The sequence below is a fragment of the Rhodanobacter sp. UC4443_H10 genome (assembly GCF_052978325.1).
In genome coordinates, this window is the sequence record NZ_CM129668.1 from 2,939,198 (window position 1) to 2,960,343 (window position 21,146).

General features: G+C 70.0%; 19 protein-coding genes. 7 read left to right on the forward strand and 12 right to left on the reverse strand.

Annotated features, from left to right (window positions below):
• Positions 1–28: 28 nt before the first annotated feature.
• Positions 29–811, reverse strand: a complete 783-nt coding sequence (locus tag ACVCMB_RS13320; RefSeq protein WP_447105363.1) for an RDD family protein — start codon at positions 809–811, stop codon at positions 29–31.
• A gap of 83 nt (positions 812–894) precedes the next feature.
• The gene (gene mnmG, locus ACVCMB_RS13325) at positions 895–2,772 is read right to left on the reverse strand and encodes a tRNA uridine-5-carboxymethylaminomethyl(34) synthesis enzyme MnmG (RefSeq protein ID WP_447105364.1); all 1,878 of its coding nucleotides are present in this window, start codon (positions 2,770–2,772) and stop codon (positions 895–897) included.
• Between the two features lie 592 nt (positions 2,773–3,364).
• On the opposite strand from mnmG, the gene ACVCMB_RS13330 reads away from it, so the two are divergent.
• The gene (locus tag ACVCMB_RS13330) at positions 3,365–3,550 is read left to right on the forward strand and encodes a hypothetical protein (protein ID WP_395121002.1); all 186 of its coding nucleotides are present in this window, start codon (positions 3,365–3,367) and stop codon (positions 3,548–3,550) included.
• 87 nt (positions 3,551–3,637) lie between these two features.
• Here the strand turns inward: ACVCMB_RS13330 and pepN are convergent, their stop codons facing one another.
• Entirely contained in the window at positions 3,638–6,289 is a 2,652-nt protein-coding gene (gene pepN / locus ACVCMB_RS13335) for an aminopeptidase N (protein ID WP_447097520.1), read from the reverse strand.
• Between the two features lie 67 nt (positions 6,290–6,356).
• On the opposite strand from pepN, the gene ACVCMB_RS13340 reads away from it, so the two are divergent.
• Positions 6,357–7,373, forward strand: coding sequence for an aldose epimerase family protein (locus ACVCMB_RS13340; protein ID WP_447105365.1), 1,017 nt, complete (start codon positions 6,357–6,359; stop codon positions 7,371–7,373).
• A complete protein-coding gene (locus ACVCMB_RS13345) occupies positions 7,370–8,338 on the forward strand; it encodes a pyridoxal-phosphate dependent enzyme (protein WP_447105366.1) in 969 nt (322 codons plus the stop codon). The genes ACVCMB_RS13340 and ACVCMB_RS13345 overlap by 4 nt, the downstream gene beginning before the upstream one ends.
• Before the next feature lie 78 nt (positions 8,339–8,416).
• Here the strand turns inward: ACVCMB_RS13345 and ACVCMB_RS13350 are convergent, their stop codons facing one another.
• Complete coding sequence (locus tag ACVCMB_RS13350) at positions 8,417–9,262, reverse strand: DMT family transporter (RefSeq protein WP_447105367.1); 846 nt, start codon at positions 9,260–9,262, stop codon at positions 8,417–8,419.
• 121 nt (positions 9,263–9,383) lie between these two features.
• On the opposite strand from ACVCMB_RS13350, the gene ACVCMB_RS13355 reads away from it, so the two are divergent.
• Positions 9,384–9,965, forward strand: coding sequence for a DNA-3-methyladenine glycosylase I (locus ACVCMB_RS13355; RefSeq protein ID WP_447105368.1), 582 nt, complete (start codon positions 9,384–9,386; stop codon positions 9,963–9,965).
• Positions 9,966–10,063: 98 nt separating this feature from the next.
• Here ACVCMB_RS13355 and ACVCMB_RS13360 read toward each other — a convergent pair whose 3' ends face one another.
• Positions 10,064–10,207 (reverse strand): hypothetical protein, encoded by a 144-nt coding sequence (locus ACVCMB_RS13360; RefSeq protein WP_395121008.1) that lies wholly within the window; start codon positions 10,205–10,207, stop codon positions 10,064–10,066.
• A gap of 54 nt (positions 10,208–10,261) precedes the next feature.
• On the opposite strand from ACVCMB_RS13360, the gene ACVCMB_RS13365 reads away from it, so the two are divergent.
• Both ACVCMB_RS13365 and ACVCMB_RS13370 read left to right on the forward strand, forming a co-directional pair.
• Positions 10,262–11,044 carry a hypothetical protein gene (locus ACVCMB_RS13365; protein ID WP_447097516.1) on the forward strand — a complete coding sequence of 261 codons (783 nt, stop codon included), beginning with the start codon at positions 10,262–10,264 and terminating at the stop codon, positions 11,042–11,044.
• Positions 11,045–11,129: 85 nt separating this feature from the next.
• On the forward strand, positions 11,130–11,978 hold the full coding sequence (locus ACVCMB_RS13370; protein ID WP_447097515.1) for a transporter: 849 nt from the start codon (positions 11,130–11,132) through the stop codon (positions 11,976–11,978).
• A 48-nt stretch (positions 11,979–12,026) separates the two neighbouring features.
• Here ACVCMB_RS13370 and ACVCMB_RS13375 read toward each other — a convergent pair whose 3' ends face one another.
• The 7 genes from ACVCMB_RS13375 to ACVCMB_RS13405 form a co-directional block, all read right to left on the reverse strand.
• Positions 12,027–13,040 carry a hypothetical protein gene (locus tag ACVCMB_RS13375; RefSeq protein ID WP_447105369.1) on the reverse strand — a complete coding sequence of 338 codons (1,014 nt, stop codon included), beginning with the start codon at positions 13,038–13,040 and terminating at the stop codon, positions 12,027–12,029.
• A 131-nt stretch (positions 13,041–13,171) separates the two neighbouring features.
• Positions 13,172–14,062: a malonyl-ACP O-methyltransferase BioC gene (gene bioC, locus ACVCMB_RS13380; protein WP_447097513.1), complete on the reverse strand. Its 891-nt coding sequence runs from the start codon at positions 14,060–14,062 to the stop codon at positions 13,172–13,174.
• On the reverse strand, positions 14,055–14,855 hold the full coding sequence (gene bioH, locus ACVCMB_RS13385) for a pimeloyl-ACP methyl ester esterase BioH (protein WP_395121013.1): 801 nt from the start codon (positions 14,853–14,855) through the stop codon (positions 14,055–14,057). Before bioH ends, bioC begins: the two co-directional genes overlap by 8 nt.
• Positions 14,852–15,781, reverse strand: a complete 930-nt coding sequence (locus ACVCMB_RS13390) for a sulfurtransferase (RefSeq protein WP_447105370.1) — start codon at positions 15,779–15,781, stop codon at positions 14,852–14,854. Before ACVCMB_RS13390 ends, bioH begins: the two co-directional genes overlap by 4 nt.
• 28 nt (positions 15,782–15,809) lie before the next feature.
• Positions 15,810–17,003 (reverse strand): 8-amino-7-oxononanoate synthase, encoded by a 1,194-nt coding sequence (gene bioF, locus ACVCMB_RS13395; protein ID WP_447105371.1) that lies wholly within the window; start codon positions 17,001–17,003, stop codon positions 15,810–15,812.
• 157 nt (positions 17,004–17,160) lie between these two features.
• Entirely contained in the window at positions 17,161–18,195 is a 1,035-nt protein-coding gene (gene bioB, locus ACVCMB_RS13400; protein ID WP_447097510.1) for a biotin synthase BioB, read from the reverse strand.
• 104 nt (positions 18,196–18,299) lie between these two features.
• Positions 18,300–20,282 carry a multicopper oxidase domain-containing protein gene (locus tag ACVCMB_RS13405; protein ID WP_395121017.1) on the reverse strand — a complete coding sequence of 661 codons (1,983 nt, stop codon included), beginning with the start codon at positions 20,280–20,282 and terminating at the stop codon, positions 18,300–18,302.
• A 140-nt stretch (positions 20,283–20,422) separates the two neighbouring features.
• On the opposite strand from ACVCMB_RS13405, the gene ACVCMB_RS13410 reads away from it, so the two are divergent.
• Positions 20,423–21,142 carry a ComF family protein gene (locus ACVCMB_RS13410; protein WP_395121018.1) on the forward strand — a complete coding sequence of 240 codons (720 nt, stop codon included), beginning with the start codon at positions 20,423–20,425 and terminating at the stop codon, positions 21,140–21,142.
• Positions 21,143–21,146 lie beyond the last annotated feature (4 nt).

Genomic DNA, 21,146 nt, shown 5'->3' on the forward strand with positions numbered 1-21,146 from the left:
CGCGGCGCCGTGCGTGGAGCAAGGCCGATCAGGCGCTGAAGGAGTTGCTCTTGCCGGTCGCAGTGGCATCCGGCTTGAACTCGCTGGCGCGGCCGTTGAGCACCAGAGTGCTGCAGAGCATGTCGTGCAGGGCCTGCTTGCGGCGCGTCCAGCCGGCCATCATGAAGCCGATGAAGAGGATGATCGTGCTGAGGAACTTGGCCAGGTAGCGGCCCAGTGCCCGCCAGAAGCTGATCCGCCGGCCTTCGAGGTCGGTGACGCGGATGCCCAGCGCCAGCTTGCCCAGCGTGGCCTGCCACGGCGAGCTTTCGCACACGGCGAAATACAGCCAGGTCAGCACGGCGGTGAGCAGGATCGCCGTGCCCATCGTCGCGTAGTACTGGCCGTAGGCGGCGAGCATCACGTGCGGATCGCCGGGCGCCGCCATCATCGCCTGCTTCATCGTCTCCTGCGCGGCACCGTCGCCCATCGAGCGCATGATCACCAGGTTGTTGGGGATGTACAGCACGATCGCGTCGAGGATGTACGCCGCCAACCGCTTCCAGAAGCCGGCGTAATCCTCCAGCACCGCGGCGGTGGTCTGCGGCAGCGCCTGCAGCGGGGTGGCCGGTGCCGCGTAGGGGTTGTCGGCAGGCGGAGTGGCGGCCGGTACCGCGTCGCGGAACAGTACCGACAGCGGCTGCCAGTCGGCCAGGCCTTCGTACCAGGCGAGATCGTCGGAGCTGACCTTGCCGCTGCGCAACCACTCGCGCACGTCACTTTCCTTGTATGGCCCATGCCGTTCGCCGTCGCGGCCGATCCAGATTTCCATTGCGCACTCCCCGGGGCTGTGTGGAGTGCGCATGATGCCATGAGTGTGCGCGCCGGCGCTGTGCCGGGAGCAGGGGGCGATTCTCAGGCTGCGTCGCGGCGCTTCAGGTGGACCAGCAGCAGCGAGATCGCCGCGGGAGTGACGCCGCTGACGCGCGCGGCCTGGCCCAGCGTCGCCGGCAGCGAGCGCTTGAGCTTGAGCAGCACTTCCGCCGACAGCCCGCGCACCTTGTCATAGTCGAAGTCGGCCGGGATCGCGGTGTGTTCGTGCCGGCGCTGGCGCTCGATCTCTTCGCGCTGGCGTTCGAGATAGCCGGCGTACTTCACTTGCACCTCGACCTGCGCCGCCACGTCCTGGCGCGCCACCGGCGGGCCGAACCCGGGCACGCCGGCGAGGCTGGCGTAGTCGAGTTCGGGCCGGCGCAGCAGGTCGACCGCGCTGGTTTCGCGGCTGAGCGCGATGCCGAGCTGGCGCTCGAGCGCCGCACCCAGTGCATTGGCCGGCGCGGCGCACAGGCCGCCGAGGCGCTGCAGTTCCCGCTCGACCGCCTCGCGCCTGGCGCGCAGCGCCTCGACGCGTGCCGGCGGCACCACGCCCAGCGCGAACCCCTGCTCGGTCAGGCGCAGGTCGGCGTTGTCCTCGCGCAGGTGCAAGCGGTATTCGGCGCGCGAGGTGAACATGCGGTACGGCTCGATGGTGCCGTTGCTGGTGAGGTCGTCGATCAGCACGCCGATGTATGCCTCGTCGCGGCGCGGATACCACGGTGCCTTGCCCTGCACGGCCAGCGCGGCGTTGAGCCCGGCGAGCAGGCCTTGCGCGGCGGCTTCCTCGTAGCCGGTGGTGCCGTTGATCTGGCCGGCGAAGTACAGGCCGGGGATCGCCTTCGTTTCGAGCCAGGGGTGAAGTCCGCGCGGATCGAAGTAGTCGTACTCGATGGCGTAGCCGGGGCGGGTGATGTGGGCGTGCTCGAAGCCGGGGATCGAGTGCACCAGCGCCAGTTGCACGTCGTAGGGCAGCGAGGTGGAGATGCCGTTCGGATAGATCTCGAACGTGTCCAGTCCTTCCGGCTCGATGAAGATCTGGTGCGACGACTTCTCGGCGAAGCGCACCACTTTGTCCTCGATCGACGGACAGTAGCGCGGGCCGACGCCCTCGATCTGGCCGGTGTAAAGCGGCGAGCGGTCCAGCGCGCCGCGGATGATCTCGTGGGTGCGCTCGCTGGTGTGGGTGATCCAGCAGCTGACCTGGTGCGGATGCTCGGCGCGGTTGCCGAGATAGGAGAACACCGGCGCGGGATCGTCGCCGTGCTGTTCTTCCAGCCCGCTGAAGTCGATGCTGCGGCTGTCGATGCGGGGCGGCGTGCCGGTCTTCAGCCGGTCGGCGGCGACCGGCAGCTCGCGCAGCCTTTGCGCCAGCGTGCTGGCCGGCGGATCGCCGGCGCGCCCGCCGGCGTACTGCGCCTGGCCGATGTGGATCTTGCCGGCGAGGAACGTGCCGGCGGTAAGCACCACCGTGCGCGCGTCGAAGGCGAGTCCCATCTGGGTGACCACGCCGCAGACGCGGCCGTTCTCGATGATCAGGTCGTCCACCGCCTGCTGGAACAGTTCGAGGTTCGGCTGGGTTTCCACCATGCGCCGGATCGCCGCCTTGTACAGCGCACGGTCGGCCTGGCAGCGGGTGGCGCGCACGGCCGGGCCCTTCGAGGCGTTCAGCGTGCGCCACTGGATGCCGGCAAGGTCGGCGGCGTGGGCCATGGCACCGCCCAGCGCGTCGATCTCCTTCACCAGGTGGCCCTTGCCGATGCCGCCGATGGCCGGATTGCAGCTCATCTGGCCGATCGTCTCGATGCTGTGGCTGAGCAGCAGGGTGCGCGCGCCGGTGCGCGCGGCGGCCAGCGCGGCCTCGGTGCCGGCGTGGCCGCCGCCGATCACGATGACGTCGTAGCAGGTGGGGTGACGCATGCTGTTGCCCGGAGCGCGCAAAAGTGACAAAAGTGGGCGTCATGGTAACGCGATACGTCTGCCGTCGAAGATTGCCTGAAAGTGGCATGGATCGTGCTTCATCCGGCTTGCACTTTCATGGGCAGACGCTGCGCGAGGATCGCGCGCCGAGGTCGAGCGGACAGGGGTTCGATCGCGTACCGTGAGAGGAAGCAAGACGGCACCTTCGGGTGCCGTCGTCTTTTGTGGCGCCGGTGGATGCGCGATGCGACGCCAGGCCCGGAAACACGAAGCCCCGCGGCATGCGCGGGGCTTCGTGTCATGTAGATCTGGCGCCAGGCGGTCTCAGGAACAGGGGGAATCCAGGATGACCGTATTGCCGGGCGCCAGAAAGCGATGGGAATTCGAAGGTGAAACGTGAGGTTGATCTTCGCCGGAAACGCGTGAACGAAGGGTGACTGAAAGGGGACTTTATGCCGGCTCGCGGCAACAGCTGACGCGGGACGTCAGTGTCGCGGCAGACGCGGCAGGTTGGCTGTGACGGGAATCACACATTGGCACGGGTGATGCTTGTTCATCACTACCCACCCATTGAGCCATTCAGGAATTCGCCATGGACATGAACTTCGATTTCCAGCCCGTCTATCCGCATCACGACCTGCTGGTCGAGATCGGCGAGGTGGAGATGGCGATGGACCACCTGAGCGAGTTCGACAACGACGTGCGCGACGACATGCAGCCGGACCTGGAATCGCGCATGCAGAGCCTGCTCGAGGCGCTGGACCACCTGGCCGTCTGAAATGCCGGCTGCCGCCGCGCGGCGTCGATGCCGTGCGCGCCAGGCAGCCGAAGCGATCGGCCGCTGCCCGCATGCGTCGCGCGGATTTCAGTGGTTCAGCACGTTGCCGATGATTTCGCCCAGGTTGCGTGACAGGCCGGCGCTGCCGGCCAGCTCCGCAATCGCCGTCCGCGCCAGCGCACGGCGCCCCGGTTCCAGCCGCTGCCATCCGTTGAACGCCGTGGCCAGGCGCGCTGCCACCTGCGGGTTGAGCGCGTCCAGCGTACCCAGCCGCTCGGTCAGGAACCGATAGCCGGCGCCGTCGGCGCGATGGAATCCGCTGGGGTTGCCGCGCACGAACGAGCCCAGCAGCGACTGCACCCGGTTCGGGTTGTGCAGGGTGAACGCCGGGTCCTTTTCCAGTCGCATCACGCGCGGCAGCGCCGCGTTGCCGGGCAACTGCGCCTGCACCGCAAACCACTTGTCCAGCGCCAGTGCATTGCCGGCGTGGCGCTCGCGATAGTCCGCCAGCGCCTGTTCGCCCGCAGCGGACTGGCCGCGCACCAGCACCGCGAGCGCGGCGAGGCGGTCGGTCATGCCCGGCGCGTCGTGGTACTGCGCCGCGGCCAATGGCTGCGCGCGTTCGCTGGCGCAGGCCTCCAGCAACTCCAGCAGGCGGCGGCTGAGTCGACGGCTGGCCTGGCTGGCGGCATCCAGCGCGGTCGAGCGGCGTGCGGCCAGCGTGCGATAGCGCTGCTCCAGCGCGTCGGCGCCGAGCCGTTCGGCCAGCCTGCGTTGCAAGGCCTGGCGCAGCTGGTGGATGCGCTCGGGATCGACCGCGCCTTCGCGTTCGGCCAGTTCGATCTCGCCCGGCGGGGTGAGCAGGTCGGCCAGCAGGGCATCGTCCATGTTGCCGTCGGCGAACAGGCGGGCCAGCGCATCGCCCCAGGCCTGCAACGAGGTGTCGGTGCCGCCGTCGCGCAGGTTCTCGTAGGCGCGTGCGGCCAGCAGCTGGCCTGCTTCCCAGCGGTTGAAACCATCCGGGTCGTGCGCCAGCAGCAGCGCCAGTTCGGCCGGGGTGTAGTCGCATTCCAGGATCACCGGGGCCGAAAAGCCGCGCAGCAGGGATGGCACCGGCGGCGCGTCCACGCCGGTGAACACCAGTGCCTGCTCGGCCTGTTCCAGCACCACCACGCGTTCATTGCCGGCGTCGTTCGCCTCGCCGGCCAGTTGCAGCGGCAGCATGCGGCCGTCGCTCGCGAACAGGGCCAGCTTCACCGGAATCGGCAGCGGCGCGCGGGCCGACTGGCCGGCGACGGCCGCCGCGTGCTGGCCGAGAGTCAACGTGTACTCGCGGCGTGCGGCGTCGTGCTGGCCGTGCGCGCGCAGCCGCGGCGTGCCGCTCTGGCCGTACCAGGCCAGGTACGCCATCAGATCGACGCCGTTGGCTTCGCCCAGCGCGCCGAGGAAATCCTCCAGCGTGGCGGCGCGACCGTCGTTGCGTTCGAAATACAGGTCCATGCCGCGGCGGAAACCATCCGCGCCGAGCCGCCCGGCCAGCATGCGCACCAGCTCGGCGCCTTTCTCGTACACCGTGGCGGTATAGAAGTTGTTGATCTCGCTGTACTGCGCCGGGCGCACCGGATGGGCCAGCGGGCCGGCGTCCTCGGGGAACTGCGCGCGGCGCAGCAGGGCGACGTCCTCGATGCGCTTGAGCGGCGCGGAATTCATGTCGGCCGAAAAGCTCTGCTCGCGGAACACCGTGAGGCCTTCCTTCAGGCTGAGCTGGAACCAGTCGCGGCAGGTGACGCGGTTGCCGCTCCAGTTGTGGAAGTACTCGTGTGCGACGACCGCCTCGACGTGGCGGTACTCGTCGTCGGTGGTGGAGTCCGGATCGGCCAGCAGGTATTTCGCATTGAAGATGTTGAGGCCCTTGTTCTCCATCGCGCCCATGTTGAAATCGTGGGTGGCGACGACGTGGAACACGTCGAGGTCGTAGTTGCGCCCGTAGCGCTGCTCGTCCCAGCGCATGGCGCGTTCCAGCGCGTCCAGCGCATAGCCGCAACGGCCGATCGCGTCGGCCTCGGCCCAGATCTTCAGCTGCACGGCGCGGCCGTCGGCGGTGCGATAGTCGCGCCCGATGCTTTCCAGGTGGCCGGCGACCAACGCGAACAGGTAGCTCGGTTTCGGGTGCGGATCGACGAATCGCGCCCAGTGCCGGCCGTCCTCCAGCTCGCCGGCGCCGGCCGGATTGCCGCCGGCCAGCAGCACCGGGAAACGGGTGCGGTCGGCACGCAGGGTCACCGTGTAGGTCGACAGCACGTCGGGGCGGTCGGGGAAGAAGGTGATGTGGCGAAAGCCCTCGGCCTCGCACTGCGTGAGCAGGAAGCCGCTCTCGCGCGGGCCGGACAGGTACAGGCCCTCCAGTGCGGTGTTGGCGGCCGGGTGCACGCGGACGCGGGTTTCCAGCACGCTGCCGTCGTGCGCGCCGTCGATCTCCAGCACGCTGCCGTCGTAGCGGTACGCCTCGGTATCCAGCTGGCGACCATCGAGCGCGATCGACACCAGTTGCAGGTTCTCGCCATCCAGCCGCAGCGGCAGGGGTTGCGCCGGATCGCGGCGCAGATGCAGGCGTGCGGCGATTTCGCTGGCGTCGATGCCGAGCTCGACCTCCAGTTCGATCGACTCGACGCGCCAGGCGGGCGGCTGGTAATCGCGCAGCCGGATCACCGGACCGGCTTGCTGGGGAAGTGCGTGCATGAGCGGAACAACGTGGGAAGGGGATGGATCAGGCTAACATGGGCAGGTTCAACCGCAGGAGAATCCGGTGACTGCTTCCGGCTCGACCCGCTACGGCGTGGAGCGTTCCTGGCTGGGCACGCAGCCCGTCGTGGCGTTGCACGATCACGCGGGAAACCGCCACGTGCGCGTGGCCTTGCATGGCGCCGCCCTGCTCGGTTTCGAGGTGCCTTTCGGCGACGGCCTGCACGACCTGGCCGACGGCTACCACGATGCCGACGAGGTGCAGCGCCGCCCGGGCTCGCGCTTCGCGATCATGGTGCCCTTCGCCGGTCGCGTCGCCGATGCGCGCTACCGCTTCGACGGCGTGGCGCAGGATCTCGATCCCGGCGTGACCGGCAGCGAACGGGCCAGCCGTCACGGCTTCGTGCGCGATGCGTTGTTCGAGATCGAGCAACTGGCCGCCACCGATACCGCCGCCAGCGTGCGGTTGACCACCGCGGCGATTCGTCCGCGCCCGGGCTACCCGCACGCGATCGACCTGGCGGTCGAGTTCACCCTGGATGATGCCGGGCTCGGCCTGGACGCGTGCATGAAGAACGTCGGCGACACTCTCGCCCCGTGCTTCTTCGGCTGGCATCCGTACTTCCGGCTGCCTGGCGGTGGCCTGGTCGACGACTGGCCGCTGCAGATTCCCGCGCAGACGCTGATCCGCACCGGCGCCGACCTGATCGCACTGCCCGGCGCCGCCGCCTACGTCGCGCTCGACGATGCGCCGGCGCTGGATTTCCGCGAGCCACGGCAGATCGGCGACAGCATCCTCGACCAGGGCTACACCGATCTCGAAGCCGATGCCGACGGCCGCATCCGCACCCGCCTGGGCGATCCGTCGCACGGCTTCGCGCTCGCGCTGTGGCAGGAGCGCGGCGTGATGCACGCGTTCACCGCCGACACGGTGGCGCGCGACGTGCGCCGCGCGGTCGCGCTGGAGCCGATGGAGTGCATGGCCGATGCGTTCAACCGGCCCGAGTGCGCCGACGCGATCGCGCTGGCACCCGGCGCCACGCGCCATTTCCGTTGCGGCATCGAGGTCGTCGGCGCATGAGCCATTCCATCGAAGAGCTTCCCGAGCTGGCGCAGGTTCGCGCCGCGGCCACGCGCATCGCGCCGCATGCGCGGGTGACGCCGGTGATGTGCAGCCCGGCGCTGGATGCGCTGAGCGGCGCCAGACTCTATTTCAAGTGCGAGCACCTGCAGCGCGGCGGCGCGTTCAAGTTCCGCGGTGCCTGCAACGCGGTGTGGTCGCTGGATGAGGAGCAGGCCGCGCGCGGCGTGGTCACCCATTCCTCCGGCAACCACGGCAACGCGCTGGCGCTGGCCGCGGCCACCCGCGGCATCGCCGCCCACGTGGTGGTACCCGAGGGCGCGGTGCGCGCCAAGCTCGCGGCGATCGAACGCGCCGGTGCCACCCTGCACCGCTGCGCGCCGACCCAGGCGGCGCGCGAGGCGATGTGCGAGGAGGTGCGCCGCGCCACGGGTGCGGAGCTGGTGCATCCCTATGCCGACAGCCGGGTCATCGCCGGACAGGGGACGGTCGCGCTGGAGCTGTTGCAGCAGATTCCCGAGCTGGATGCGTTGATCACCCCGGTCGGCGGCGGCGGGCTGGCCAGCGGCGTGGCGATCGCCGCGCACGGCATCGACCCGGCACTGGCGCTGTTCGGCGCCGAGCCGCTCGGCGCCGACGACGCGGCGCAGTCGATGGCGCACGGCGAGCGCGTCACCACGGTGGTGCCGGACACGGTCTGCGACGGCCTGCGCGCGCTGGTCGGCGAACGCAACCTCGACGCGTTGCGCGCACACCATGTCGAGATCATCACCGTCAGCGACGCCGAGACGATCGCGGCGATGCAACTGCTGTGGTCGGAACTGAAGCAGGTGGTGGAAGTCTCCAGTGCCACCGTGCTGGCGGCGATCCTGCGGCAACCGGCGCGCTTCGCCGGCCGCCGCGTCGGCGTGGTCATCACCGGCGGCAACGTCGACCTGCAGGCCTTGCCGTGGAGCTGGAAGTGAGTGGAGAGGAGCGAGAAGTGAGAGAGAGCGGCAGGATCGCCGCGCCCTGCTGTTCTCTCACTTCTCACTCCTCTTCACTCACTCCTGAGCCTTGCGCCCCAGCCCGCTGACCGCGAGCAGGCCCAGCAGCACGAACGCGATGCCGATGGCTTCCAGTGACGACGGCTGCTCATGCAACAGCCACCAGGCCAGCAGCACGCTGAGCACGGGCACGCCGAGGCTGGACACGCTGGCCACCGTAGTCGGCAGCCGCTGCAACACGATCGACCACAGCCACCAGGCCGCCGCCGACGCCAGTACCGCGCTGTAGGCGAGACCGCCGATGAAGGCCCAGTTCCACACCAGCGGTCGCTGCGGCATCACCAGCGCAAGCAACCCCAGCACCACGCCGCCAGCCAGCATCTGCCAGGCAGTGAGGCTGAGCACGTCCGGCGCGTGGCGCTGGAACAGGCGCTTGCTGAGCACGGTGCCGGTGGCCCAGGCGAGTCCACCGAGAATGGCCAGCACGGTGCTCGCGGCGCTGCCCATCGGCCGCCAGGGTTCGATGATGCACAGCAGGCCGATGGCCGCCAGCGCCAGGCCGAGCCAGTGCCGCGGCGTTGGCCGGTCGCCCAGCAGCAGCCACGCCAGCAGCACTGCCCAGAACGGCATGGTGTAGGCGAGCAGGGCCACGTGGCCGGCACCGCCGTCGAGCAGCGCCCACTGCTCCAGGCCCTGGAAAGCGGCGGTCTGGCACAGTCCGATCAGGATCGTCGGGCCCAGCGGCGGCGGCCGCAGCGAGCGTCCCGACAGCAGCAAGGCCGCGAACAGCACCCCCGCGCCAAGCAGGTAGCGCAGCGCGGCGAAATCGAACGGGCCGGCCCAGGCCAGCACCTGTTTCATCACGATCCAGCTGTAGGCCCACAGCACGATGGTGACGAGCATGGCCAGCACGGCGCCGCGCTGGGGTGACGGGGAAGGCGGCATCGACATGGGGCCAAAAGAGGGGCGACAAGTGTAATGGCCTCCGTTACGGTTGGCGGATCGACAGCCACATGAAGTCGCCATGAGCAAACGCGCCGAACCCACCCGCTGCCACTGGGCCGCCGCCGACGACGCGCTGATGTGCGCCTACCACGACACCGAATGGGGCGTGCCGCTGCATGACGACCGCGGCCTGTTCGAGTTTCTCTGCCTGGAAGGAGCCCAGGCCGGCCTGTCCTGGCGCACCGTGCTGGCCAAGCGCGCGCATTACCGCAAGCTGTTCCACGATTTCGAGATTCCCCGCGTCGCCGCGATGAGCGACCGCGAACTGGAGAAGGTGCTGCTCGACCCGGGCATCATCCGCAACCGGCTGAAGGTGTACTCGACCCGCGACAACGCGCGCGCCGCGCAGCAGGCGATCGCCGAGTTTGGCAGTCTGGACGGCTATCTGTGGTCCTTCGTCGATGGCCGCACCATCGTCAACCGCTGGCGCGAACCTGCCGAGGTGCCGGCCAGCACCGCATTGTCCGACCGCATGAGCAAGACGCTGAAGCAGCGCGGCTTCCGCTTCGTCGGCAGCACCATCTGCTATTCGCTGATGCAGGCCACCGGGATGATCGACGACCACCTGGCGGGCTGTTTCCGTCGCCGCGGGGCGCGCTAGCCGCCGCAGAAACTTTCGTTCGGCGCCGAATGCGGGCGCGCACGATGGCGAAATGCGCAGTCGCTCACACAATCGCGTGAAAGAGGGGCCGGCAGCGTTCAGCACGCGAAATGCATGCTGAACAAGTCAGCGGTGCGCGCTTGTGCGTCGCGCGCACACGAACTGAAGATGCGCGAGCAGGTGTCGGCGGCATGCGGATCGACCTTGGCCAGGGGGCGGGGTTCGGGCAGGGAGTGCAGCATGTCGTCTCCTCCCGCAGGCATTCCGCCATCGCAGCATTGCCCAGGAGCCACTTCATGAAATCCCGCCATCTCAAATCCACGCTGCTTTGCGCCGCGGTGCTGGGCGCGTTGTCGCTCGCGCCGGCCATGGCGCAGACCGCTCCGCCGCCTGACGCCCCCGTGTCGGCCAGCGCCAACGGCCAGGAGTCGACTCGGCTAAGCACCGAGTTCGCTGCATTCGCCGGTTCGGATGCCAATGCGCAGGCACTGGTCGCCGGGTTGCGCGACGGCAGCGCCATCGCGCTCGACGACGTGATCACGAACGCCGATGGCACCACCACCACGACCACCACCACGTTCACGCCGGCCACCGGCCAGATGGGCTACGGCAACGTGAAGATCGCGCTGTCGCTGGCCGAAGCCAGCCTGGCGCAGGCGGGCATCACCGAGCCGACCGCCGCCGAGATCGAGGCCGCGCTGAACGGCGGCACCATGGTGCTGGCCGACGGCACCAGCATCGATCTCGACGGCGTGCTGGCGGCACGCGCCGCCGGCGAAGGCTGGGGCCAGATCGCCAACAGCATGGGCTTCAAGCTGGGTGACGTGATGCGTTCGCCGAAGGCAACCGGCAGCGCTTCGGCCAGCGCGCATGGGCATGTCGACGTTTCGGTGGCCAAGGTCGAGTTCGGCAAGAGCCACATGGGCGACCATCCGACGGCGGCCGATCACCCGGGCAAGCCCGATACCGCCGGCAAGCCGGACATCGCGAACAGGCCCGCGCTGCCGGAACGCCCGCAGCGCCCCGAGCGCCCGCAGATTCCGGATCATCCCACCCACGTCGGCCGCCCGGGCGGCTGAGTCCGCGGTTCGCCTTACGTGCTTCTCCGCGCAGGCCCGGCAGACGCCTGGCCTGCGCAGTTCCCTGTCAGCAAGGATACTTTTCATGCGCAACGCACAACACTGGATGGTCGCCGGCGGACTGCTGCTGATCGGCGCGCCGGCAGCGCACGCCGCCACCGCGGACGGCGGCCAGTTCAGCCTCTCTGCCGGTGCCGACTACAGCAGCGGCAAATACGGCACCGACACCACCACCGACATCTGGTCGGTGCCGCTGACCGCGGCGTACCAAAGCGACCGCTGGACGTTGAAGCTCACCGTGCCGTATATCCACGTCAGTGGTGCGGGCAACGTGATCCCCGGCGTGGGCAAGGTCAACAACGGCAACCCCATTGGCCGCGGCCTCGGCCACATCATCGGCGGTGGCGGCTCCGGCGGTTCCGGTGGCAGTGCGGCGACGTCCAGCGGCTCCGCCTCGGGCCTGGGTGACGTCACCGCGTCGGCCGGCTACCAGCTGTTCACCAGCACCGACCGCACGGCCGGCCTGGATCTCACCGGCAAGGTGAAGTTCGGCACCGCCGACGAGAACAAGGGGCTGGGCACCGGCAAGAATGACTACGGCCTGTCGCTGGACGCCTACAAGGTCAGCGGCGCGTGGACCGCGTTCGGCGGCGTGGGCTGGACCAAATACGGCAGCTCGCAGTACATCCAGCTGCAGAACGGCTTCAACGCGAACATCGGTGCCGACTACAAGGTCGGTGCCAGCGACAACGTCGGCGCCTACTACTACTACCGCGAGCGGATCGCCGACACCGGCGCCGCGCAGAGCGAGCTCGCCGGCTACTGGAACCACAAGTTCAATCCGAACCTGCGCCTGCAGGCCTATGCGCTGGCCGGCTTCACCGACGGCAGCCCGGATTACGGCGTGGGCGCATCGGTCAAGTACAGCTTCTGATCGAAGCGGCGCCGCGCGCGAGCGTGCGCGGCGCCGGCTGCGCGAGGTTCAGTCCGACAGCGCCAGCACGCAGTCGTCCGCGCCGTAGCTGCGGCAGCACACGGCGAAGATCGACAGCTCGCGACGGTCCAGCACCGGCGCCAGCAGGCCCTCCAGGAAACCGCTGAAGAAGATGCAGCCGGAGTGGCCGGGTTCGCCGCACAGCGGGCTGTGGCGAATGTGCAGCTGGCTGCCGTCCTGTTCCACCTCTACCAGCGCGCGCAGTGCCGGCACGCCCCGTTGCGCGATCGCCTGCTCCAGGTCGAGCCGCCCGCCCGCCGTCGGTTCGCGCTGGGCGAGCCATGCACCGGTGCGCCGGCCCGCCAGCGCCAGCGTGGGTTCGCGCGCCGCCTCGGCGACCGCGCGATGCAGCTGCTGCAGCCGCGGCATGATTTGCGGGTACTCGGTGGCCAGTTTCGCCAGCAGCTTGTCGATGGCCGCCTGGTCGGGTTCGAGCGGGACCAGCTCCACGAACGGCGCCTCCGCCACCACGGCGGGCGCAGGCGCCACCGGAGCCGGCGCCGGGGGCGGCAGGATGAATTCGAGATCCGGCTCCGGCGTCGGCCGCGCGGCGACCGCAGGCGGGGGCGCGGGTGCCGCCGTCGGCGTGACCAGCCTGACCGGCGCGACCTCGTCGAAAGCGGGGACGGCCGGCGCCGTCGCAGCCGCGGGCCCGGTCGGCGCCGTCGGCGGGGCCGCCTCCGGCGCCGGTGCCGCCACTGGAAGGACGGGCGGCACGTAGGCCGACGGCGCGCGCGAGGCGGCGAAGTGCGCGCGTTCCTCGCCCTCGGTGACCGGTTCCAGTTCGAAACTGATGATGCGCTCGTGGGCATCCAGCGCCGCCGCCAGCGCGCGCTTTTTTCGCGGCGGCCCGCGCACCACCATGGTCAGCAGGATGCCGTGCGGGTCCTGGACCAGTCGCTGCCGCTGCAGGCTGAAACCGCTGGCCAGCACCAGCCGGCCCACTTCCATCAACAGGCCCTCGCGTCGTTCCGACAAGGCCTGGATTTCCAGCTCGATCATCAGGCCCCCCTGTATGCGTTGCTGGTCCACCGAGTTGTGGCCGATACCATGATCGCATCCGGCGCGAAAAAGCGTGCGCTGGTTGTTGAATCCGCGAAGTCAGCGCTGCATCGGCGCCCTCGGGGCATGTTTCATGCTTCGTCTTTCTGACGCCGCGAGCCGCGCAGCTTGTCGATCGAGAAGCTGGCGATCTCCATGCCGCCCACGCGTCGCGGCTGCCCCACCGGCGGGCCCCATGCATGCGCGCTGACCACCTCCCAGGTGGCCGGGATGCGGCCGTCCACGCGCATCGTTTCGTAGGCGGCCAGCATGCGCCGGTAGCGCGACTTGCCGGTCAGTCCGCGCTCGCGCTGGCGGTCGGCATTGGTGGCGCCCAGGCCTTGCAGCTCTTCCAGCAACTTGCGCGGCTCGCTGTAGGTCAGGGTGTAGCGGAACACGTCCAGCACCGGGTCGCGCAGGCCGGCGGCGAGCATCGCGTCGCCCACGTCGTGCATGTCCAGGAAGCGGCTCACGTGGGCGCGCTCATCCGCCGCGGCCCACGCGGCGCGCAGCTCCATCAGGGTGTCGGGGCCGAAGCTGGAGAACGCCATCAGCCCGCCGGGCTTGAGCACGCGCATGCATTCGCCGAACAGCGCGGGCAGGTCGTCGATCCACTGGAAGCAGAGGTTCGAATGCAGCACGTCCACGCTGTGGTCGGCCAGCGGCAGCGCGCATGCCTCGGCGCAGACGCGGTCGAACGGCCGGCGCCAGCTGCTGTGCTGTTTCGCCACGCGCAGCATCGGCAGCGCCAGGTCGAACGCGATCACCTCGGCCTTGGGATAGCGCCGCTTGAGCGCGGCGGTGCCGCGGCCGGTGCCGGCGCCGATGTCGACCACCCGCTGCGGCGTGTCGAGGTAGAACGAGAGCCGCTCCAGCAGGTGCGTCTGCACTTCGCGTTGCAGCGCATCGTGCTTCTCGTAGGTGGTCGCCGCACCGGCGAAATTGCGTCGCAGTTGGCGTCGGTCGAGTTGGAACTCACTCATGGGCAAGGCTCGCGCTGGCCCGGCCACCGTGCCGGGCGAACAAGGGTTGCAGCGCCGCGACCACCGCGGCGGCATGGCTGAAGAACGGCGCGTGGCCGGCCTGGGCGATCTCGTGGCTGTCGCCGCCGCACTGGCTCGCCGACCAGGTCATCGCTTGGGGTGGCACCAGCCGGTCGCGGCGCCCGGCGATCCAGGCGCTGGGTACCGCGAGGTCGGGCAGGGCGGCGCGGCGGTCGCTGTCGTGCAGGATGCGGATGCCCTCCTGCAGCACGCGCGCGTCCGGTTCGCCGCGGGCGAACACCAGCTCGCGCAGATGGCGCAGCTCGCCGCGCGGGTCGGCGCTGCCCATCGCCTCCAGCGCCAGGAAGCGCTCGATGGTGGCGTGGTAATCGGTTTCCAGGTCACTGGCCAGTTGCTGCACCAGCGCCGGATCGCTGCCGTGCGGCCAGCCGGCGTCGCGCACGAATTTCGGTGTGGCGCACAGCATCGCCAGGCCATGCGCCTGATGCGGCAGGTCCAGCGCCGCGGTCAGCGCGATCAGCCCGCCCAGCGACCAGCCGAGCCAGAGCGCCGGCGGCGTGGCGGCGGCGATCGCGGCGGCGCAGGCGTGCGGTTCCAGCGGCAGGCCGCAGTCGCGCGAACGGCCGTGGCCGGGCAGGTCGACCACGTACATCGTGCACTGCGCTTGCAGCGCCTCGACCAGCGGCGCCAGCACGCCGCCGTGCATTGCCCAGCCGTGCAGCAGCACCAGCGGCAGCGGGCCATGGCCGGCCTTTTCGATGAAAAGACTCATGCGCGGCCCCTGTCAGACATCGCGCTTGTTGCCTTCGCTCCTTCTCCCCCTCGGGCGACCCTTGGGGAGTCCCCTTGCGGGTGAGAAGGTTGGGATGAGGGGTGGGTGCTCGCGGATAAGTCGATCGAAGCGGTCTCCGAATCAGCTCCGTCGCCGGCGTGTCCCCTCACCCCAACCCTCTCCCCGCTGGGGAGAGGAGGCAAAGGTAAAAGCTGTTTGTCTACGGCGCCGCGTCCGTCGAACACGAAGCAGCCGCCCTGCCAGTGCGCGCCGTCGGTGAGTTCCAGGTATTTCAGGATGCCGCCTTCGAGCTGGTGCACGTGTTCGATGCCCAGTTCCTGCATGTAGATCGCGGCCTTCTCGCAGCGGATGCCGCCGGTGCAGTAGGGCACCACGGTCTTACCGGCGTAGCGCGCACGGTCGGCCGCGAGCGCGCCAGGGAAGTCGGTGAAGCGGGCGATGCGATAGTCCACCGCCTGAGCAAAAGCGCCCGCGTCGGTCTCGTAATCGTTGCGGGTGTCGAGCATCACCACTTCGCGGCCGGCGTCGTCACGGCCCTGGTCCAGCCAGCGCTTGAGCGTTTTCGCATCCACGCCGGGCGCGCGGCGTTCGACGGGGCGCAGCGCTGGCATGCGCAGGGTGATGATCTCGCGCTTGAGCCGCACGCGCAGGCGGCCGAAGGGCACGGTGTCGGACAACGATTGCTTCGCTTCCAGCGCGGCAAAGCGCGCGTCCTCGCGCAGCCAGGCCATGAAGGCGTCGGTGGCCGCGCGGGTGCCGGCGAGAAACAGGTTGATGCCCTCGTGTGCCAGCAGCACGGTGCCCTTGAGCGCCAGCGTCTCGGCGCGTTCGCGCACGCGCTCGCGCAGCGCGGACAGGTCGTCCAGCGCGACGAAGCGGTAGGCGGCGATATTGACGACGTTCATGGGGGAAAAGGCACAAGACAACGCGGCATTATACGGGGCCGCTCGCGCGCGGTTCCTGCGGCAGATCAGCCAGCGCGTCGAGCAGCCGGTCCACCTGGGCCTCTTCGTGCGCCGCGGACAAGGTGATGCGCAGCCGCGCCTGGCCAGCGGGCACGGTCGGCGGGCGGATCGCGACGACCAGCAGGCCGCGCCGTTCCAGCGCCTGCGCAGCCTGCACGGCCGCCCGGGCGTCGCCCAGCCGCAACGGCTGGATCGCGCTCGCCGAGTCCATCAGCGGCAGGCCGAGCTGCGCGGCGCCGGCGCGGAAACGGGCGATCAACGCGGCAAGCTTGTGGCGCCGCCAAGTTTCGCTCTGTGCCAGCCGCACTGCTTCCAGCGCGGCGGCGGCCAGCGCCGGCGGCATCGCGGTGGTGTAGATGTACGGCCGCGCGAACTGGATCAGCCCCTCGATCAGCGCCGCCGGGCCGGCCACGAAGGCGCCGCTGCAGCCGAGCGCCTTGCCCAGCGTGGCCATCAGCAGCGGCACCTCGTGCTGGCCCAGCTTCGCCGCGCTGAGGCTGCCGGCGCCGTCGTCGCCGAGCACGCCTAGGCCGTGCGCGTCGTCGACCATCAGGGTGGCGTGCTCGCGGGCGCACTGCTGCGCCAGCGCGCGCAGCGGTGCGACGTCGCCGTCCATGCTGAACACGCCGTCGGTGGCCAGCAGCGCGGCCGCCTCGGGGCTGGCCGCCAGCTGGCGCGCGGCGGCGGCCACGTCGGCATGCGGATAGCGCTTCAGTTCCGCGCCGCTGAGCTTCGCGCCATCGAGCAGGCAGGCATGGTTGAGCTTGTCCTGCACACACACGTCGCCGCGCGAGAGCAGCGCCTGCAGCACGCCGAGGTTGGCCATGTAGCCGGTGGAAAACAGCAGCGCGCGCTCGCGCCCGGTCCATGCGGCCAGCGCTTCTTCCAGTTGCGCGTGCGTGCGGCGGTGGCCGCAGATCAGATGTGCCGAGGTGCTGCCGACGCCTTGTTCGCCCGCCGCGCGGGCGAGCGCGGCAACCAGTGACGGGTGCTGCGCCAGGCCGAGGTAATCGTTGCTGCAGAACGAGAGCAGGCGCCGGCCGCCACTGTTCAGCCACGGGCCGTCGGCGTACTCGATCACGTGCAGGCGGCGGCGCAGATTGGCGCGTTCGCGTTCGGCCGTCTGGACGGCCAGTCGCTGGAGGAGGTCGGGGCGGGGCATGGCTCAGTGCACTGCGCAGGGCGAGGAGCACCCCCTCCCGACCTCGCCCTGCGATGCAGGGGGAGGAGGCAAACGTGTGCCGCACGCCTTGCTCCCTCCCCTGCTTGCCCCAAAGGGACTTCCTGCGGCCGCAGGGGAGGGCCGGGGTGGGGCGCTGCTATGCCGCCGCACTGCAGCCGCAGCCGTGCCCGCAGCTGGCGTTTTCGCCGATGTCCGCATGCACGGTCTCCGCATTCTCGACCACCTCCATCGGATGCAGGTCGAGCCGGCGGAACAGCGCGCGGTCGGCCTCCACGTCGGGGTTGCCGGTGGTCAGCAGTTTCTCGCCGTAGAAGATCGAGCCGGCGCCGGCGAAGAAGCACAGTGCCTGCACCGCATCGTCCATCTGCTGGCGGCCGGCGGACAGGCGCACGATCGACAGCGGCATCAGGATGCGCGCCACCGCGATCGTGCGCACGAACTCGAACGGGTCCAGCGGTTCGGCGTTGGCCAGCGGCGTGCCCGGCACCGGCACCAGCTGGTTGATCGGCACCGAGTGCGGGTGCTCGGGCAGGTTGGCCAGTGCCTGCAGCAGGCCGGCGCGCTGCTCGCGCGTCTCGCCCATGCCGACGATGCCGCCGCAGCAGGTTTTCAGGCCGGCGTCGCGTACCTGTTCCAGCGTGGTGAGGCGATCCTGGTATTCGCGGGTGTGGATGATCTCGCCGTAGAACTCCGGCGCGGTGTCGAGGTTGTGGTTGTAGTAGTCGAGGCCGGCGTCCTTGAGCTGCTGCGCGTGGCCGTCGCCGAGCAGGCCCAGGGTGGCGCAGGTTTCCAGGCCCAGGTCCTTCACCGCGCGCACGATCGCGGCGACCTTGGGGATGTCGCGGTCCTTCGGCCCGCGCCACGCCGCGCCCATGCAGAAGCGGCTGGCGCCGGCGTCGCGGGCGGCCCTGGCGCGCGCCAGCACCTCGTCGACCTCAAGCAGTTTTTGCGGCAGCACGCCGGTGTCGTAACGCTGCGCCTGCGGGCAGTACGCGCAGTCCTCGGGACAACCGCCGGTCTTGATCGACAGCAGGGTCGACACCTGCACCGCGTTCGGATCGTGGTGTTCGCGATGCACGCCGTGCGCGCGATGCAGCAGGTCGTTGAACGGCAGCGCGAACAGCGCGGCGACCTCGTCGCGGCTCCAGTCGTGGCGGATGGCAGCGGGCATGGCGGGCTCCTGGGTCAGAGGCCGCGCAGTGTGGGCGGCGTACGCCGCTTCGTCAACCTTGGTACCTGTGTTTCAGGTTGACGAAGCGGCGGGTGCCCGCGTTGCTACTTGCTGCCGTCGCGCACGGCCTTTACCTGCTCCGCGGTCACCGGCTTGGCCTGGTTGCCCCAGGAGGTGCGCTCGTGGTTGGCGATGTCGGCGATGTCCGCGTCGTTGAGGGTGGCGGCGAACGGCGGCATCGCGCTGGGGTAGCTGACGCCGTCGATGGCCACGCCCTGCAGGCCGTGCAGGATCACGTCCAGATGCTTGGTGGGGTCGGCATCCAGCACCGCCGGGTTGCCCTTGAGCGGCGGGAACGCACCGGGCAGGCCCAGCCCCGTGGGCTGGTGGCAGGCGGCGCAGTAGGTCGCGTAGAGCTGCGCGCCGTGCGCGGGATCGAACGTGTACGGGCCGGTGGCGGCCGGTGGCGGCGCGGCGTTCGCATCCACCGGTGCCTTGGTGATCTGCGGCTTGGCCAGCGCCTCGCCTGGCGTGGCGATCTCCAGGATGCCCTGCGCGCCGAGCACGGCGTGCGCCATCGAGTGATCCACGAACGGATAGTGGCCCGCCTCGTCCAGGGTGAGGTCGAACACCGCGCCCTCGCCCGGCCCCACCGAGTAGGTGGAGACACCGTCGATGGCCTGCGCCGGATTGCCGCCGGGATAGACCTTGTCGAAGATCGCGCCGATCACGTGGAACGCGCTCCACAGGTTCGGACCGGCGTTCACCACATACAGGCGAACCAGGTCGCCCGGTTTGGCGGTCAGTGGATGCTGTGCGTACTGGAACGCGGCGCCGTTGAACACGACTTCATCCGGGCGGATCTGCTGCATCTTCTCGTAGCTGCCCGCCATCAGCGTGCCGGAGACCTGCTGGGTGTACCACTCGCCCTGCACCAGCACGTAGCTCTCGGCCGCCGGCGGCAGCGGCTCGGCCGGGTCGACGATGATCGCGCCGTACATGCCGTTGCCGATGTGCAGCAGCACCGGCGGCGTGCCGCAGTGGTAGAGGAAGGCGCCGGGCACCTTGGCCACGAACGAGAACTTGATCGACTCGCCCGGCATGATCTCCACGTAGTGCAGGCTCGGCGGCGTGATCGCCGAGTGGAAGTCGATCGAGTGCTGCATGGTGCCGCGGTTGGTGAGGGTGACGTTCACCGTCTGCCCCTGGCGCACGTGGATCACCGGGCCGGGCACGGTCTTGCCGAAGGTCCAGGCCTGGTACTGCACGCCGCTGGCGATCTCCACGGTGTCGTCGCTGGAGGTGATGTTCACCTCCACGCTGTCGCCCGGTTGCAGCGGCGGCAGGCGCGCATCGCGGGCCTGCTTGATCGGCTGGTTAGAGGCCAGCGACAGCGGCGTCACCGCGGCGGCGGCGGCGGCGGGGCTGGCGCTGCGCACGTTCAATGCGCTGTGCAGGCCGGCCAGCAGCAGCGCTACCAGCAGCAGCACGCCGGCTAGAGCCGGCCCCTGCACGCGCCACGACACCGGCCGCACCTGTTCCAGCGGAACCCGCGTGTTCCATTCGGAGAACCGCCGCCAGCGCGGCCAGCGGCTCTCGATCAGGTAGTCCAGGCTGTACGGGCTGGGGCCGGCGCGCAGGTTGATCACGATCAACGCGGCAAAGATCAGCACGAAGCTGATCGCCGCGCCGATGTTGTTGGCGCCCACCGAATACGGCCCGCCGAAACCCTCGGCCGTGCTCCAGATCAGCAGGCTGAAAAGGATGCCGACGACGTAGGTGATCTTGCGCGCGAAGCCCAGCAGCAGGGCCAGCGCCAGCAGCGTCTCGGCGATCCGCGTGGCCCACACGAACAAGCCCGCGTGCGGCGTGACCACCGCGATCCACATGTCGAACCACCACGCCGACCACGCCGGCTGGCCGGTGGCGGCATTGTGCAAGTAGCCGACGTAGTGGTCGGCGAAGCCGTCGGTCCAGGTCAGCGCGGCGCTCACCGCCCAGATCACGCCGAAGGCCACCCGCAGCGCGGTGCCGGCGATCGCGGGCCAGGTCGATGGAGCAGGGTGGTCGTCGTGGATCGAGCTCATGCGAATCTCCAGGTCCCCGATGGGCGAAGTGCAGGCGTGGCAGGGCGCGCCACGGTTGGTGATCGAGTGTAGACCGCAGGTGCACTGCGCGCGACCCGCGGTTGCCGCTACCATCGGTCGAGGCGGGGACGGGGGAGACCATGCACAAGACCAGTCTGCTGCAATCCTGGCCAGCGCTGCAGCGATGGCTGCTGCCGCTGCGCTGTCTGTTGTGCGGCGCGCCGGGCCACGGCGGCATGGACCTGTGCGCGGATTGCGCCGCCGAGATGCCGCGCAACCGCAACTGCTGCGCACGCTGCGCCTTGCCGCTGGCGACCGCGGCGACGTTGTGCGGCGAATGCCAGCAGCACGCGCCGCCATGGGACGCGGCATGGGCGCCGTTCCGCTACGGCTGGCCGCTGGACCGGCTGGAATCGCGCTTCAAGTTCGGCCGCGACCTCGCCGCCGGCCGCGTGTTGTCCGGCCTGTGGCAGAACGAGCCACGGGTGATCGAGCGGCCTTCGCTGCTGATTACCGTACCGCTGCATCGCAGCCGGCTGCGCCAGCGCGGCTACAACCAGGCACTGGAGCTGGCCCGGCCGCTGGCGCGTGCGCTGGGGGTGCCGCTGCGCCACGACGTGCTGCAGCGCTCGCGGCGCACTGAGGCGCAAACCGAACTGGACGCGGTCGACCGTCGCCGCAACGTGCGCGACGCGTTCGCGCTGTGTCCCGGGCTGGCGCCGCCTGCGCACGTGGCGATCCTCGACGACGTGATGACCACCGGCGCCACGCTGGCCGAATGCGCCAGCGTGCTCAAGCGCGTCGGCGTGCCGCGGGTGGATGTCTGGGCGCTGGCGCGCGCGCCCCTGAGGCGGGAGTGAGTGG